The sequence below is a fragment of the Nostoc sp. genome (assembly GCF_036916655.1).
GTDB lineage: Bacteria > Cyanobacteriota > Cyanobacteriia > Cyanobacteriales > Nostocaceae > Nostoc.
In genome coordinates, this window is sequence record NZ_JBALFY010000066.1 from 148,351 (window position 1) to 164,597 (window position 16,247).

Here is a 16,247-nt window from a genome sequence, read left to right on the forward strand (position 1 = left end):
AGCTAAAGCTACGCTTTGCCTCTCCTCACAGCTAGCCTATTGCTTTTTAACTTTGTATGTGATAATTTCTGCTTGTAGTTAATTCAACGGTTATCCGACCGACTTGCCGTATTTACGGGAACTAGTATCACAGTTAAGAGATTTCCCAATCAAAATATCCAACTATAAATGATTGTGAGATACCCACAAAATTTGGATAGTTTGTTACTTGGAAATCCCTAAATGAGCAGTAACTATGAGAGTGCTGGAGTTGATATCTAGACTCTCATTCTTAGCTTTTTTTAATAAAAGGAGTAATCAAAAAATTGTTGAATCAATTCAAAAAGTTCTTATTTTTATTGCCACAACGCTCAACCAAGTCCTTGAGTGCCTTATTGATTGCTAGTTCCTGGCTAGGTTTGGGTATTTCTAGCTGCGCTCCAAGTAACTCTGCAAATACTAATACCACTGCCCAAAATGTCAGTAACCAGACTCAAGAGAAAACTAGTTTGATTCGTCTGGGATATCAAAAGGGAGGTGCAGTACCAATTGCACGTCAACGAGGAGAGTTAGAAAAGAAGCTTGCAGCTCAGAATATCAAAGTTGAATGGGCTGGCCCCTTTGACCGATGTGCTACCTTACTCCAAGCAATTAGCGCGAATCAAGCCGATATTGGTGGGTGCGGAGACATTCCAGGTTTATCAGCTATTGCTGCTGGTCAGGAGCTTTGTATTGGGGCTGTCCAGCGTCCCAGACCAGAATCATTGGGCAGTGCGATCGTTGTCCGGGGCGATTCTTCTATCCGTAAACCTGCTGACCTCGTGGGTAAAAAAGTTGCAGTCAATCAGGCTGGCGCAGGTGAGTATTTGTTATTAAAAGTATTGGAAAAAGAGAAAATTTCTAAAGATAAAGTTCAGCGTGTATTTTTAGCGCCAACTGATGCTGCACCCGCCCTCTATCAAGGAACCGTCGACGCTTGGGCAGTTTGGGAACCTTATGTTTCAGTCGCCGAATTAGAGCATGGTGCTAGGAGAATCACTACAACCCATCCAGCTCCTACCTACAGTGTAATGCTTGTGCGTAATGAGGCGGCCGCTAAATCTCCAGAAGCCGTGAAAGCTGCTTTTGGCGGTTTAACCGAGGAATACGATTGGTTGAATGCAAATACGGCAAAATCAGCCGAATATCTAGTCAAAGATATCAAAATCTCTCCAGCCGTAGCCAAGCGAGTAACTGAGAATCAAGGGCCGCAGCTACTTGCTACACCAAATGCTGATGATGTTGCCAAAATTCAGAAGACTGCTGACTGGATGCTAGAGCAAAAGATTTTACCCAAAAAAGTAGATGTTGCTGCGACTATTTGTCCCACGGCTAAGTAGGAGTAGGGGGAGATGAGGGAGGTGGGGAAATAACCAATGCCCAATACCCTATTCCCAATGCCCAAATAAGATTTGTAATTTTCGAGGTGATGCACTATGCCAATTGAATTTATTGGGATGATTGGGACGCGACAAATATCTGAGTTGGATGGGCCGACAGTTTCAATCACAGGTGGTTCTATAGATGCTGCTTATGTCCGCAAGTTTGCTCAGGCACATGAGGAGGGTGGTTTTGATCGGGTATTGGTTGGTTATGGCTCAACTGGCCCCGATGGTTTAACTGTGGCTTCCTTCGCGGCGGCAGCAACAGAACGGTTGAAGTTTTTAATCGCCCACCGTCCTGGTTTTGTGGCTCCGACACTCTTCGCGCGGAAGACGGCAACTTTGGATCATTTTACTAATGGTCGCATTGCTGTACACATTATTACAGGTGGCAGCGATGCCGAACAGCAACGCGATGGCGATTGGCTTGACCACGATACACGCTATCGCCGTACAGATGAGTACCTCGATATTGTGCGGCGGGTGTGGACAAGTAATACTCCCTTCGATTATGAGGGCGAATTCTATCGTGTAAAAGATGCTTACTCAGATGTGAAGCCTTTACAACAACCCCACATACCCTTGTATTTTGGTGGCGCTTCTGGTGCAGCAATACCTGTGGGTGCAAAGCATAGTGATGTCTACGCCATGTGGGGAGAACCCATTGCGGCAGTTAAGGAACGGATACGCGAAGTAAAAGCTGTAACACCACCAGGGCGATCGCCACGCTTCAGTGTCTCACTACGACCGATTCTGGGTGATACTGAAAAGAAAGCTTGGGAAAAAGCACACTCGATTTTATCGCGGGTTAAGGAAATTCGGGCTGCAAAAACAGAAAATCAACTGCCGATAACTCCCTACTTTAATTCAGCACGTCCGCAAGCAGTGGGTTCTAATCGGTTATTACAGTTTGCCCAAGAAAGCGAAATTTTCGACAAACGCTTGTGGACGCCCATTGCCGCCGCCACTGGTGCTTATGGTAATACTACTGCCCTCGTTGGTACACCAGAACAAGTAGCAGAATCCTTGGTGGATTACTATGACGCTGGGGTAACTACTCTATTGATTCGGGGATTCGAGCCCTTAGAGGATGCGATTGCCTATGGTCGTGATGTGATTCCCCTAGTCCGCGCCGAAGTGCAACGGCGGGAGCGACAAGCCGCTGTTGTCTCTTAGTGCCGCGTTGCGTAAAATCGGAGTGTTTTTCAACGCAGAGGTATGCAGAGTGTCTTGAAGTAATAATTTAACTACACCACCTTCTACTTACTGTTTTACCCGAAAACTGCTGTAAATAATTTGATTATTTCAAAATTATATGACCAAAGTATTCATTCTCGATGCCAACCAAGAACCGTTATATCCAGTACGTATCAGCCATGCTAGGCTGCTATTGTCACAAGGTAAAGCTACGGTATTTCAGCGCTATCCTTTTACGATTATTCTGAAAGAGTCCCTTTCTCATCTAAAATTTGAGCAACTTGGCTTTAAGATTCACCCTGGTGTTAAAACTACTAGTACTATTGTCAATAAAGATCACAAAATTGGTATTAATGCTAGTCGCCTCCCAAACAGAGGAATATAAATGACGAACGACACGATTTTGGAACCATTACCGGAAGACCAATGGTTTATTGAGAGTCAGGAATTACGATCCTTTGTTGCAACGGTGCGGGAAATTAGCGCCAGTACTGTTGACGATCGCACACAAACTCTCGCTAGACTAGAACCCTATTTTCAAGAACTCCTTGCCCAACAGGGATGGCTAGCGGAAAAGTTTGCCCAAGTCAATCCTGAAAGCCGGATGGGTGGCGGTATTGGTCAGTGGCTACTTTATCGCGCCAAAGACCGTTCATTGTCAGTATTCAGTTTGGTGATTCCCCCAGGTTCCACAACTCCCGTCCACGACCATTTAGCTTGGGGATTGATTGGTTTATATCAAGGCAATCAAGAAGAAACAGTCTATCGCCGTGTAGATAGCGGTGATGCTGAAGGACACGCACAATTACAAGTAACTGAAGTGCGATCGCTTCAACCAGGAGATATCTACCGCCTGTTACCGCCAGATGGTGATATCCACGCCGTCAAAACCACATCCGAGAGCGCATCTGTATCTATTCATATTCTAGGTAATGATACTGGTTGCATATTGCGTCACCAATTCATCCCAGAATCTCACAGCGTCAAATCCTTTCGCTCTGGATATTCCAACGCTCCCTGTAAAGAGGAAGAGGAAAAAGAACATGCCCAAGTACGATAGACCACAACCCCCAGTATTTGATCGAGTTGAAGACGAACGCCTGTACCGTAAGCAACGCCTAGCCGCTGCCTTTCGCCTGTTTGGTAAGTTTGGATTCAGCGAGGGAATCGCTGGGCATATTACAGCTCGCGATCCAGAGTTTACAGACCATTTCTGGGTCAACCCATTAGGGACATATTTCGGTCATATCCGAGTTTCTGACCTGATCTTAGTTAATAGAGAAGGTGAGGTGGTTAAAGGTGATGCTCAGGTAAATCAAGCTGCTTTCGCCATCCATTCTCAGATTCATGAAGCTCGACCTGATGTCGTCGCGGCGGCTCATGCTCATTCCCTTTATGGAAAAGCCTGGTCTAGTTTGGGGCGTCTCCTTGACCCCTTGACTCAAGATTCTTGTGCATTTTACGAAGACCACGCCCTGTTTGACGATTTTACAGGTGTTGTTTTAGAAACTTCTGAAGGTCTGCGATTGGCGCAAGCTTTGGAATCAAAAAAAGCTATTATCTTACGTAACCACAGCATTTTAACTGTGGGACATACAGTAGATGAAGCTGCCTTCTGGTACATTAGTTTAGAGCGATCGTGCCAAGCCCAACTGCTAGCAGAAGCAGCAGGTAGACCAACTACTATCAAACACGAAACAGCCCGTTTAACTCAAACTCAAGTAGGGTCACATACAAGTGGGTGGTTCGGCTTTCAGCCCCTTTACGATAGGATTGTGCGTGAAGAACCCGATTTGTTGAATTAGCACTATACTTTTTGCCACTAAGATATTCAAAATTTTCCGCGCGGTGTCTCGTAGAGAAGAGAGCTACATTAGGGGATTTAAACCCGACTATAGCTTGCTTAAGAGCAGGGTAGCTGTAATTGTATTAGAGTAGCTCAGACTTTGCTCAGTTCAGTTACTTAGGGACTTCCAAATAAAAAAATATTCAATTAACTCTTGTGGGGTGGGCGTCTCGCCCGCTATATAAACTGGGCGGGCGAGACGCCCACTCCACAATATTGGATAATTTATTTCTTGGAGTTCCCTTATTGTCAGCTTACCCTGAATATCTGAATATATTTATATACTCCAGTAAACCTATAAGTTTATAGTATTAATATCGCTCAGAGAAATCATTTTGATGATTAACCAAATCTTTCGCCGCTTAATTAGCAAGTGGATATCGTTGATAAAAATCAGGAATATCCCCTTTAACAATCAACATAAATTATTCTTTTCTTCTCCTTTGCCAATAGTGGGGGCTTTTATTACAGGTCTTGGTCTGAGCTTGCTATTTGCTGCTTGTTCCTCAACACCTACTGTTAATGCTCCTAATCCCAGTGCCACATCTGTTAGCAATTCTGCTTCCAATGCCAAAGTAGTCAGATTTGGCTATCAAAAATCAACGATTTTGTTGAGAACTAAGGGTGTTTTAGAAAAGCGTTTAGCACCTGAAGGTATCACTGTCCAGTGGACTGAATTTCAGGCGGGGCCACAACTATTAGAAGCGATGAATGTCGGTAGCATTGACATTGGCCCAGTAGGAGAATCACCGCCAATATTTGCCCAAGCTGCGGGAGCATCACTAACTTATGTTGTTGGTACTGCTGCTAGTCCGGCTGGTTCCGCAATTCTTGTTCCTCAAAATTCAAAAATTCAAAAAGTTACTGAGCTAAAAGGTAAAAAAGTTGCTTTTCAAAAAGGATCTAGTGCCCACTTATTGTTAGTCCAAGCTTTAGAAAAAGCTGGATTGAAATATACAGACATTGAACCTAAATATTTGGCTCCAGCAGATGCCCGCGCGGCATTTGTCAAGGGTAGTGTGGATGCCTGGGTAATTTGGGACCCCTTCTATGCAGCGGCTCAAGAGGCAACTAAAGCCAGAGTCCTAATTGATGGCACGGGAATTAATAAACAGGGAGGATATTATTTAATGACCCGCAAGTTTGTTACAGAAAACCCCCAAACTGTCAAGGCAATACTGGAGGAAATTCAAAATCTAGAAGAATGGTCTAAAACCCATCGAGAAGAAGTAGCAAAAACTCTTGCACCTGTGTTAGGAATTGATATAGAAACGATGAGGAAGGCAACTAACAGACGAACTTTTGGGCTTGTACCAGTTGACGACAATTTGATAAATCTCCAACAAGGTGTTGCAGATACATATTACAAATTGAAGTTAATTCCCAAAGAGGTAAATGTGAAAGATGCAGTGTTGACAAAAGAAGAATACGCTGCTTTTTCACCAAAAACTTAAACTAGTACAATGAATCGGTTGTAAGGGCATACAACTCTATGCCCTTACAGATGAAATTGCTATTAGTCAAACCAGGGAACTCCAAGAAATAAATTATCCAAATATTGTAGGGTGGGCAACATGAGCGCCCAGTCTATAGGGCAGGCAAAATGCCCACCCCACAAGAGTTAATTGCATATTTTTTTATTTTGGAAGTCCCCAACTGACAACTTTTGAAATGTAAATCTTGGAATTAATTATGACTAGTGCTACAGAACTACTACGATCGCGCTACGGTGAAACTCCCTTCAATTCGGAAATTGAATGGAATGATTCTCTAACATCACTACTATCACACCGTTCCATCCGGTCTTATGTATCCGATCCTCTACCACCAGGAACTCTAGAGTTGCTAATTGCAGCCGCCCAATCTGCATCTACTTCTTCTAATTTGCAAACCTGGAGTGTAGTTGCAATCGAAGACCAAGAACGCAAAGAAGAATTATCTAAACTAGCGTCAAACCAAGCACACATTAAGCAAGTGCCTTTATTCTTGGTTTGGTTAGCAGACTTGGCACGTCTAAGTTACGTTGCTGACAGCCGTGGACTATCTCATGATGCTTTAGAATATTTGGAAACCTTTTTGACAGCTACAATCGATGCCGCATTGGCAGCGCAAAATGCAACTGTAGCAGCTGAGTCCCTTGGTTTGGGAACAGTGTATATCGGCGCACTACGGAACCATCCTCAAGAAGTAGCAGCACTACTGAATTTACCGCCTTCTGTGTTCCCTGTATTTGGGTTGTGTGTGGGTTATCCAAATCCTGAAGTGCCAGCAGCGATTAAACCACGCTTACCCCAGACAGCTGTGCTGCACCGTGAAACCTATAAATTAGCAGAACAAGAAGAAGCGATCGCTCACTACAATGACATCATCAAAGACTTTTACACTGAACAAAAGATGAATATTGCTGGTGATTGGTCAGAACACTCAGCCCAACGGATTGCAACTGTGGAGGCTTTGAGAGGACGCGATCGCTTGCGTGAAATTCTCAATAACCTCGGCTTCAAATTGCTGTAAGGATAATAGTCATAGTGCGGTTGTCTCTCTGATGAGGGGCGATCGCACTTCTATTTTCTCACAAAGTTAAATTTTCAAACTGCAAGCATTAGCGGTGATGAAATTCGATCTCTTTCTCTAGAATCTTGATGTCATATTTACCAAAAAAATCGTGGCCCAGTAAGCCGATGCTTGCTTTTGGTGCGATCGCTACCTGAAGATTATTGCCTGTAACTCCACCGACTGCAATGGATTTTACCTTACCAGTTGGGAATTCTACCTCACTACCATCAGCAATTTGGGCTTGCATTGTACCCGTAGCCTGAAGTTCAAGTGTATTCGCCATATTTAGAGTGATAATCGTTCCGCTAGCACCTGTATCTACAATCATTTCAAAGGTTTTTTTGTCATTGAAAGTGACATCAATCACAGGAGTTCCACCAAAACGGCGTTTGATGGGAACTCGAAAAACTTCTTTGTCTGGAGGTGCAGCTATATTAGCATTGCCACAAAGCCTTCCTAACCCAACAGTTTTACCGGAGGAAGTTACCATGTAACATGCTCCAGGATCGTCTGCTCTTACTTGATGAGAGAATGCTAAAAATATCAGCGTCGGCATTATTGTGATTGCAGCTAGGTTAACGGTCGTAATCCAACGCTTCCAAGCATTCTTCATATTATATTGCTCTCCAATGTTCCTGATATTTGTTGATAATTAAATTATTCATAGCTACTGCAAAATTTGTGTCAAAGTCTCAGATTTCTAATCCAAAAACACCATATTTATATATAGCAATTATCGTTTATATGCAATATGCTATGACCTCTATTCTCAAAGGAGATATATATACAATATTACTCCCTTTACCTTATAAAGAAAGGGTTAGGTACATATTAGATTCAACGCAAAAGCGCTATAGTTATTTTTTACTTATGTGCCTTTATAAAATAAAATTGCATTTTACTCAATACATCTTAACTAGGATTACTGATTGATAAATTAAAGATTGGGTAAAGACATGATAATAACACTGAGAGCAGATTAAGTGACATACTAATTACAGTAGTTTTCATATATTTGAACTACATCTGTCGCCAGGACACATCATTGCTGTGCCCCTATCGCGTAGTCTATTTACCTGAAAATAGCTGTAAGATAAATTTGTTAGCTTATTCAAGTTTTTCTGCCGCATTTACAGCAATTGCGATCGCATTTTTCACAGCAATGTCTCTTTGTTCTAGAATGATATTTTCACTAACAGTACGCCCAGCTACTACACCGCAAATAGCTGCTGCTGCAAAATTATACACTCCTGCCATTTTGAATAGTGTGCCGCATTCCATCTCGTAATTCAAGATATTCAAGCGTCGATATTCTTCTGTAATGCCATGCAGCGATCGCATTAAATATGGATTTGCTGAGTCGGTGCGTTCTTGTCCTTCATAAAAAGTATCAACTGATGCCGTAATTCCGATGTAATGTTCAACCTCTAATTCTCGTGCGGCTTTAACTAAAGCAACTGTCAGAAAAGGATCGGCTGCGGCTGGATACTCCACAGGTGCAATGTCATTAGCTGCACCTTGGCGACACAATGCTGCACTGCTAATGACAACACTACCGACTGGTATATAAGGTTGAATGGAACCACAAGTTCCAATACGAATAATTTGCTGGATTCCTACTTGTACCAACTCATTAACCACAATACTTAATGAAGGCGCACCCATACCACTTGTAGCTGATAAGATACGGCGACCATTCGGTAAGTATCCCACATAGCTATTGAGTCCGCGATTTTCTGACAACGCGCGTATATCTTGTAAATAAGTTTGGGCAATTAGACGCGATCGCTCTGGATCGCCAGATAATAGAGCAATGCTGGGAGGTGGTGAACCCAAATCATCTTGCCCAAAGCCAATGTGATAAAAGCGTTTATTTGCCATTCAATTTTAGACGATAGCTAAAACCTCTACTTTTACGTTATTTCAAAGGTTTGTGGTTTACTGAAAGGGGCTACTGGCAACAATTTTGGGTTTGGGAGACGCGATAAATCGCCGTCTCTACAAGTGTTCTGGGCTGATCTGAACTATATTGAGTTATCACCAAATTATAAATGCGATCGCACCCACATACCATTACCCATTAAGTTTTTCAGACTTCACTACTACCCATTGCGTCACAGGCGCCATTGCCCGCCAGCCCAGAAATTTACCAATGGGTTCTGCCCGTTGAATGGCAATACGAGTTAAATCACCACCGACTCGTTCATGCCATTGAAATAAAGTTTGCTCACCCTCTACCGTCACCACATTTGCCACCAAACGCCCACCCGACGGCAATGCTTGCCAGCAAACATCAAAAAGTCCCGTTGCTGTCACCCCACCACCAATAAAAATAGCATCTGGTGTTGGCAAGTCTTTCAGGACATGGGGCGCTTTCCCTTCAATGATTTGCAGATTTGGAGTACCGAGAGTGCTGGCATTATCGGCAATGTAAAGTAGTCTAGATGAGTTTTGTTCGATCGCGATCGCCCGACATCGCGCATTACTCCGCATCCATTCAATAGAAATTGAGCCGCAACCTGCGCCCACATCCCACAATAACGCTCCCGGTGTGGGTGCTAAAGCTGCAAGGGTAATTGCCCTAACTTCACGTTTAGTCAACTGTCCATCGTGGTGATAGGCGTTATCTGGTAATCCTGGTAATCTTGGTAAAGAAATAACCCCAGCATCAGCAATACAATCAACTGCGATCGCATTCAAAGCTGCTACTTCAGTTTCACCCCAAGATGCAGCCGTACCTTCTACAATTCTTTCATGAGCGCCGCCCATACGCTCCAATACGGTAATTTTGCTGCCACCATAGCCGCGATTTGTCAAAATTTGGGCAACAATGGCGGGTGTGTCTTTACCTTCACTCAAAATCAACAGCCGCGCTTTTGGGTAAATGTAAGACTGAAGTAAGGAGGATGGACGACCATTTAAACTTAAGGTTTCCACCTCAGTTAAAGACCATCCAACTCTGGCACAGGCGAGACTGAAGGCTGAAGGTGCGGGGATAATCGTCATTTCAGAGACGGGAATTCGCCGCATCAAGGTGACACCAATGCCGTAACACATCGGATCGCCGCTTGCGAGTACGCAGATTGACTGACCCCGACGCTGGATGATTTCGTCAATTGAAGTGCTAATGGGAGATGTCCAGACTAGTTTCTCGCGTTGGTCATCTTTAGGGAGCATTGCTAAATGGCGATCGCCTCCCACAATTACTTTAGCTTGAGTGATTAGAGAAAGAGCGATCGCACTTAACCCTTGTAACCCATCTTCCCCAATGCCGACGATAGAAAGCCATTTCTCTGTCATATTAATAAGAAGAATTCAGAACTCAGAAGTCAGAATTCAGTATGAGCGGGTAGGGAATATTGGTTAAAAGCCAATACTGGTAAAGTATTCTGAATTCTGAATTCTGAATTCTGACTACTGATTTTTTATAATCAAAGGCTCAAGTTCCCGATTATGCCATTGCCGCTGATACCATTCAGCAATCAAAGGACGGATAATAAACTTAGGCTGTCCATCGCCTTTAACGTCAATGCGTAAACCTGAATAAGGTCGTCGCTTCTGAGAACCTTGACCGCTGCGACCAATGAAGAGATGCGATCGCGCCACTAATCTATTTTCTTCCATCAAATCTGCTCCCTCAATTCGCTGGCGGCGCAAACTAAAGCCACTACCGCCACAAACAACCCAATGGATATGAGAATCAGCGTGTCCTGTATCCATTGTCTCAAGGTGTTCCAAGCAGTGTGCGTGACCATTTAATACCAAATCTACCAAGGGACGCCCCTGAGTTAAGGAACCAATTTCTTTTGCTACCGCATCCAGCACACCACGTAAGCGATCGCGAACCATCAGAGTTTGGGCTTGTTGCCACTTTGTCGCCTCAGTTACATAAGGCGGATGATGGAAATAAATCACTCTTCCCCGAACTTCACTATTATTCCAAGATGCAATTAATCTTTGTTTGAGCCAGTCTAATTGTTCGATATCAGTTAGCGTTGTTTTATTAGTAGCTAGTTGTTTATCGATATCAACAATCAGTTCTTCAATTTGTGACATCTTGGCGTGGAAGTCGTCTAATTGGTCGGCTTCGCTGGGATTTTCGGGACGAAGTTTTGATGAATTTTCAATGATTTCCAACTTTTCTTGCTCGAAATCTTCACGGCGTTTTTCTAAGAGTTTGCGATTGGCCTCACCTTCTTTGGTTTTAGGTAGCGGTGGTGGATCGTTAAATGTATTAGAATCCAAGGCAAAAAAATCAATCCCGCTATAGCGAAAAGTGTAGTAGCGATTGGGAAGACGGGTAAACTGCCCAGGTTGATATAAAAGACAACGACCTGTATCTGTCTTGGCTGTGTAGTATTCATCTAAGTGGCTGGCTAACTCTCCCGGAAGCTTAAACGCCTTCAGATAGTCCAGAAATGCTCGTGCGTAAGCGTCACCGGTTCCTGAGCCATGCAGTCCCACATCTAAGTCTAAGCGCGATCGCAACAGGTGACGAATGGGTAATGTTGTTAAGGATGCCAAGCTTAATAGAATCGGCAAGTTATAGTAATCGTGATTTCCTAGTACAGGTAAAACGGGCAGCTTAAAAATCATCTGATCGTAAGCAATCTGTTTGGAATGCTCTGTACCTACGAGAAACTCTCGGTAAGGCTGGATGAAGTTCTGTTGATAGTATTCACTCGATCCCACTAAATAGATCACATCCCCGGTATGCAGCATAAAACGGGATTCATTGTGATGAGGCAGCATGAGTTCAGCCACCTGTCGCTGGGGATTGTGTCCCCGGTGCTTGCCAGAACCACTATCACCTACAACTAAAAATGAAAACTCAGAATTATTGTCTGTTTGACCATCCTCCAACACCAGCCGAGTTTGGTCGATGTTCCGTTCCACAATTAATGGATCTTCCCACCGTACCCGCTGATTCATTTTACGAATTTTGTTAGCGATCGCTGGATCGGATACAAGTTTCAATGCAATCTACTCCTGAATTTTTTACATAGAGATGAGGGAACTGGGGAGAGGCAAGGGGGCAGGGGAGCAGGGGGGCAGGGGAGCAGAGGAGAAGTTGCAGTAGGTCTTTCCCCTCCGCCCCTCTGCCCCTCTGCCCCTCCGCCCCTCCGCCCCTCCGCCCCTCTGCCTCTTTTCAATTCCCTCATTCTTCTGCTGTGTCTTTCATCTCAATAGTCAGATTAGGGAGTCCTTCTAGTTTTTCTGTAGGTTCCACTTCTTCTACTAATGGCACAAAAATTCGTAAGCCTGCTGGTACACACTTAATTTCTACTGGTGTTGTGCCTACTATTTCACCATCTAGAACAACCTTTTGTGGTGGTTCAGTCGTAATTTTAAATTGTTTGGCTCGCAGGAAACCAATATCATTCCGTTCTGTGGCGTTACCTGTAGAAGCCGTTTGAAATAGATGAAGTGTCGCTGCGATCGCTCCTGCTTTGTTGGCTGGAGCTACAATCGTTAAATCTAATAATCCATCATCATAAATCAGACCTGCTGGCCCTTGAGCCAAGACTGAAGTCGCAGGCGCGGCATTTGCGACTGTTACTGCACAGGCACTAGTTTTAACGATCTTGTCTTCAGTTTCAATTTCGACATCAAAGTTACGTAAGTTTTTCAATTGCTGGATGCCTGCCAAGATATAGGCCATCATCCCAAAGCGATTCTTGGCATCGCGGTCTGCCAATTCTACAGTTTCAGCCTCAAAGCCAATACCTGCTAAGAGTACCATTGGCCGATCGTTACAATAGGCTACGTCTACATGGCGGGTTCCTCCCGCCAAAATTGTCTCACACGCACCTGCGATCGTGTCAGGGATTCCTAAAGCTGTGGCAAAAGCGTTTGCTGTGCCGCGAGAAATTATCCCAAATGGAATATCAGTACCCACTACAGCCGCCGCCGCCGCTGAGAGAGTACCATCTCCCCCCGAAGCAATGATTGCATCTACCCCTCGCTCTACCGCTTGATATGCCAGTTGGTCAGCGTCGATTTCTTCAGTTGTGAGATAAATATCTAGGTCAATATCTGGCTCTAATATTGCGCGGATTTCTGCCAGTTCTATATCTGGGTCGCCCTGACCCGCAACAGGATTGAAGATGAGACAGGCGGAACGATTCATAAGGTATTACTAACTAAGCTTGGATCATTAATGAAGATACCAAATTATTCTTAGCATTCCTGTAAATTTTCGGCTTCCCTTTTGAGGCGGAGTTTTCTGGATATATTGGCTTTCAAGGCGATGTGCGATCGCATCATGCACCAAGAAAAATGAGAATCTTTGCAACCAAATTAGGTTCAATTTAATTAACAAACTTTAACATATATTAGTTTAACTACTCGATATTGTAAAATAAGCAGTGAATTTTGTCGATTAACAAATTCAATTAAAATTTGTCCATTTTTAGTAGCGAAGACCAAAACAATTGGACACGATCAGCATTTTCATTGCCCTAAATTAATATTACGGATGGGTCTAATTGACAAACCACTCATTTTGGTATTATTGCTTTTTCTTCTTCGGTATCACTCTTGCCCGATACTTTTTGATTGCTGGCGGAGCATACTTGCTCTTTTATTTAGTTCTAGGAAAGTCACTTGCCAGCAGGAGTTTGCATTTGAAGCCGTTGAGGAGTTGTTCTATTAAAAAAGATATCGAATTATCAATACTCTCCGCAGTAGTTTTTGCTATTTGTGGAGCGTTTATGATCTCAGAGTATAGTTTGGGAGCAACGCTGTTATACAGTGATTTATACAAGTACGGATTGTGGTATTTAGTAGTTAGCTTGATTGCAGTACTCATTCTTCAGGATACTTACTTTTATTTCATCCATCGGGTATTTCACCAGCCTCTAATTTTCAAATGGATGCATTATGGACACCACCGTTCGGGAGAACCAACACCTTGGAGTTCTTCTGCATTCGACTTCCCAGAAGCAATTGTGCAAGGACTTTTCTTTGTAGGTGTAAGTTTCATAGTTCCACTGCATTTTATCACCTTAGTTGCTGCACTGATAGCTATGACAGGATGGGCAGTATTTACCCATCTTGGATTTGAGGTATTTCCCGCTTCATCTAAGAGTTACTGGATTGGAAAATGGCTAATTGGTTCTAGGCATCATTCAATACATCATCGTAAATATAGAGTGCATTACGGTTTGTATTTTACCTTCTGGGACAAACTACTAGGTACTGAAGATCCTAATTATGAAAATGAAACCCACACAATGGACTTTTAATTTCTTAATAAATCGAAGTTTTGAGACGCGATAAATCGCCGTCTCTACAAGTGTTTTTGGCTGATCTGATTTGTAGCTGCAACTTTTAATCGCTATTCATCTTGATTTTTAGTTTTTTGATGAGTCAACCGAATCCCTACAAAAATATCGTAAATAAACTCTAAAAAGTCTTTTTTTTGTAGTAAACCTGAAGTTTGATAACAGCCTTTTTCATCTAACAGGGGTTTCATCAAATAGTATGTAGACTGATATTTGTACCAGGGAATACAAGTCCATAAATGATGGATCAAATGATAGTTTTGTCCTAAAATCAAGATATTAAGAATTGGGCTAGGGTAGACGCGGGCATTTTTCCAGCGATCGCGTTCAACAAAAGGACGATGGGGCAAATAATCAAAAAATAAACCTAGTATTAATCCCACTATCCCAGAAGGTACAACCCAAAAATTGAGAACGTACATTAAAAAATGATATTGAACTGAGATATAAACAATTGCAACAACAATTAAGCGGCTAATAAACCATTCCCATAGCTCATATTTGCGCCACAGTCGCCGTTGAAAGAAAAACACCTCATGGGACAAAAATCGAAATGCAATTAGCCATAGTGGGCCGCCTGTAGAAACAAAATGATCTGGGTCATCTTTGGGATGATTGACATGAGCGTGATGCTGTAAATGCACTCGCGTAAACACGGGGAAAACAAACCCAAGCATCAGGGCGCTACCATGCCCTAGAATGGCATTAATTACTCGATTGCGGTGAGCAGATTGGTGACAAGCATCATGAATTACTGTCCCAGAACAATGCAAGGCAATCGTATTAAAACTAAAGCACAACCAGTCTGGCCATTGCCAAAGCCAGTAACCACAATTAGATAACACCAACACTGTCACAGATGCCAAAAACAGTAGTAGGGTCGGATTAAAATCACCAGGAGGCGCTAACAATTCCTTTGGTGGAGCTTTCAGCAGCTTATGCGCTTCTGAAGTTACCGTTCTGATTTCTGTATCTACTACGTCTTTAAAAATGACTTCCGAGTTATTGCCATTTAGCTTTTTATAGTCATCAACGGCTGGGTCGATGATGATTAGGCTTTTGTCCGGGATGTCAAAAAAATTAGGATCTAAAGAGGTCATAATTTTCCTGGTCGTGATTCGTTGATAAAATGGGCTTTAAATCCCAAATTCAGCCAGCACAGAATATATTTCTTGCCCCGATTAGAGAGATAAAAAGATTGAAAATTTAGCCAATACACTTCTATATCTAGATTAGATATGGCTTGTAGGAAATAGCAGATAGAGAAAATTTGAAATTCCTTTTTACTTACTTGTGATGCTAGTAACAACGGTATACATATTTTGCTTTGAACTCGACATTTTTCGATTTGCCAAAGCAATGCTTTTCCGATGTGCTGAAATTATGCTGTATTATTGCTTTTGTGAAAAACAATTTTCAACAATATAAAGAATACAGTTATTTGAATAATAAATGCAAGAGTTTTGTCCTAATCTGAGGTATATGAAAGTATTTTAAATATAGATATCATACTTCTAACAAAATGTATATTTTATTTGCTTAAAGAAACATTTCTTTCTTTTTTTTTAGAAAATTATAAGTATATATACTAGCGATCGCTTTCCCCGCCTTGAGATTCCCTAAAACTCCACAGGCTTTATACTCCTAGGGATCTTTTTGCCTCTAGCTACGACTTCTAGTCATTCGAGATGGATATTTGCAAAATTTGGATGCTCCCAAATTAAGATTCTTGACTTATTACCTAATTCATGTAATTTGCTGGGATAAAGTCAAGGTGAAGACTTACGCGGTATACAAATAAAACAGGAGTCAGAATTCAGAATTCAGAATTCTGAAAACTCTATCCCTTTATGGGTAGAGTATTCAGGCAAGAATATTTTAATTTTTTTCGCCCACCTCTTACGTGGTTTTGACCAATATTCATTACCTACTCATACAGAATTCATACTGAATTCTGACTCC

The 16,247-nt window shown here is 42.6% G+C and carries 14 protein-coding genes; 8 read left to right on the forward strand and 6 right to left on the reverse strand.

The window, feature by feature from the left end:
- Nucleotides 1–305 precede the first annotated feature (305 nt).
- The 7 genes from V7L31_RS17965 to V7L31_RS17995 all read left to right on the forward strand — a co-directional run bounded on the left by V7L31_RS17965 (nt 306) and on the right by V7L31_RS17995 (nt 6,957).
- Entirely contained in the window at nt 306–1,358 is a 1,053-nt protein-coding gene (locus V7L31_RS17965) for an aliphatic sulfonate ABC transporter substrate-binding protein (RefSeq protein ID WP_334697490.1), read from the forward strand.
- A 96-nt stretch (nt 1,359–1,454) separates the two neighbouring features.
- Entirely contained in the window at nt 1,455–2,576 is a 1,122-nt protein-coding gene (locus V7L31_RS17970) for an LLM class flavin-dependent oxidoreductase (RefSeq protein ID WP_334697491.1), read from the forward strand.
- A 139-nt stretch (nt 2,577–2,715) separates the two neighbouring features.
- Nucleotides 2,716–2,982, forward strand: a complete 267-nt coding sequence (locus V7L31_RS17975) for an RRXRR domain-containing protein (protein WP_334697492.1) — start codon at nt 2,716–2,718, stop codon at nt 2,980–2,982.
- Nucleotides 2,983–3,657 (forward strand): cysteine dioxygenase family protein, encoded by a 675-nt coding sequence (locus V7L31_RS17980; RefSeq protein WP_334697493.1) that lies wholly within the window; start codon nt 2,983–2,985, stop codon nt 3,655–3,657.
- Nucleotides 3,641–4,402: a class II aldolase/adducin family protein gene (locus tag V7L31_RS17985; protein ID WP_334697494.1), complete on the forward strand. Its 762-nt coding sequence runs from the start codon at nt 3,641–3,643 to the stop codon at nt 4,400–4,402. Before V7L31_RS17980 ends, V7L31_RS17985 begins: the two co-directional genes overlap by 17 nt.
- A gap of 379 nt (nt 4,403–4,781) precedes the next feature.
- On the forward strand, nt 4,782–5,897 hold the full coding sequence (locus V7L31_RS17990) for a sulfonate ABC transporter substrate-binding protein (RefSeq protein WP_334697495.1): 1,116 nt from the start codon (nt 4,782–4,784) through the stop codon (nt 5,895–5,897).
- Nucleotides 5,898–6,135: 238 nt separating this feature from the next.
- Nucleotides 6,136–6,957, forward strand: a complete 822-nt coding sequence (locus tag V7L31_RS17995; protein ID WP_334697496.1) for an NADPH-dependent oxidoreductase — start codon at nt 6,136–6,138, stop codon at nt 6,955–6,957.
- Between the two features lie 88 nt (nt 6,958–7,045).
- Here the strand turns inward: V7L31_RS17995 and V7L31_RS18000 are convergent, their stop codons facing one another.
- The 5 genes from V7L31_RS18000 to V7L31_RS18020 all read right to left on the reverse strand — a co-directional run bounded on the left by V7L31_RS18000 (nt 7,046) and on the right by V7L31_RS18020 (nt 13,129).
- Nucleotides 7,046–7,612 (reverse strand): retropepsin-like aspartic protease family protein, encoded by a 567-nt coding sequence (locus V7L31_RS18000; protein ID WP_334697497.1) that lies wholly within the window; start codon nt 7,610–7,612, stop codon nt 7,046–7,048.
- A gap of 494 nt (nt 7,613–8,106) precedes the next feature.
- Nucleotides 8,107–8,880: a nucleoside phosphorylase gene (locus V7L31_RS18005; protein WP_334697498.1), complete on the reverse strand. Its 774-nt coding sequence runs from the start codon at nt 8,878–8,880 to the stop codon at nt 8,107–8,109.
- A gap of 192 nt (nt 8,881–9,072) precedes the next feature.
- Nucleotides 9,073–10,299, reverse strand: a complete 1,227-nt coding sequence (gene cbiE, locus V7L31_RS18010) for a precorrin-6y C5,15-methyltransferase (decarboxylating) subunit CbiE (protein WP_334697499.1) — start codon at nt 10,297–10,299, stop codon at nt 9,073–9,075.
- A gap of 114 nt (nt 10,300–10,413) precedes the next feature.
- A complete protein-coding gene (locus tag V7L31_RS18015; protein WP_334697500.1) occupies nt 10,414–11,976 on the reverse strand; it encodes a metallophosphoesterase family protein in 1,563 nt (520 codons plus the stop codon).
- Between the two features lie 181 nt (nt 11,977–12,157).
- A complete protein-coding gene (locus V7L31_RS18020) occupies nt 12,158–13,129 on the reverse strand; it encodes a YegS/Rv2252/BmrU family lipid kinase (protein WP_334697501.1) in 972 nt (323 codons plus the stop codon).
- A 583-nt stretch (nt 13,130–13,712) separates the two neighbouring features.
- Between V7L31_RS18020 and V7L31_RS18025 the strand changes: the two genes are divergently transcribed.
- The gene (locus V7L31_RS18025; RefSeq protein ID WP_334697502.1) at nt 13,713–14,246 is read left to right on the forward strand and encodes a sterol desaturase family protein; all 534 of its coding nucleotides are present in this window, start codon (nt 13,713–13,715) and stop codon (nt 14,244–14,246) included.
- A 92-nt stretch (nt 14,247–14,338) separates the two neighbouring features.
- Here V7L31_RS18025 and crtR read toward each other — a convergent pair whose 3' ends face one another.
- Complete coding sequence (gene crtR, locus V7L31_RS18030) at nt 14,339–15,385, reverse strand: beta-carotene hydroxylase (protein WP_334697503.1); 1,047 nt, start codon at nt 15,383–15,385, stop codon at nt 14,339–14,341.
- Nucleotides 15,386–16,247: the final 862 nt, after the last annotated feature.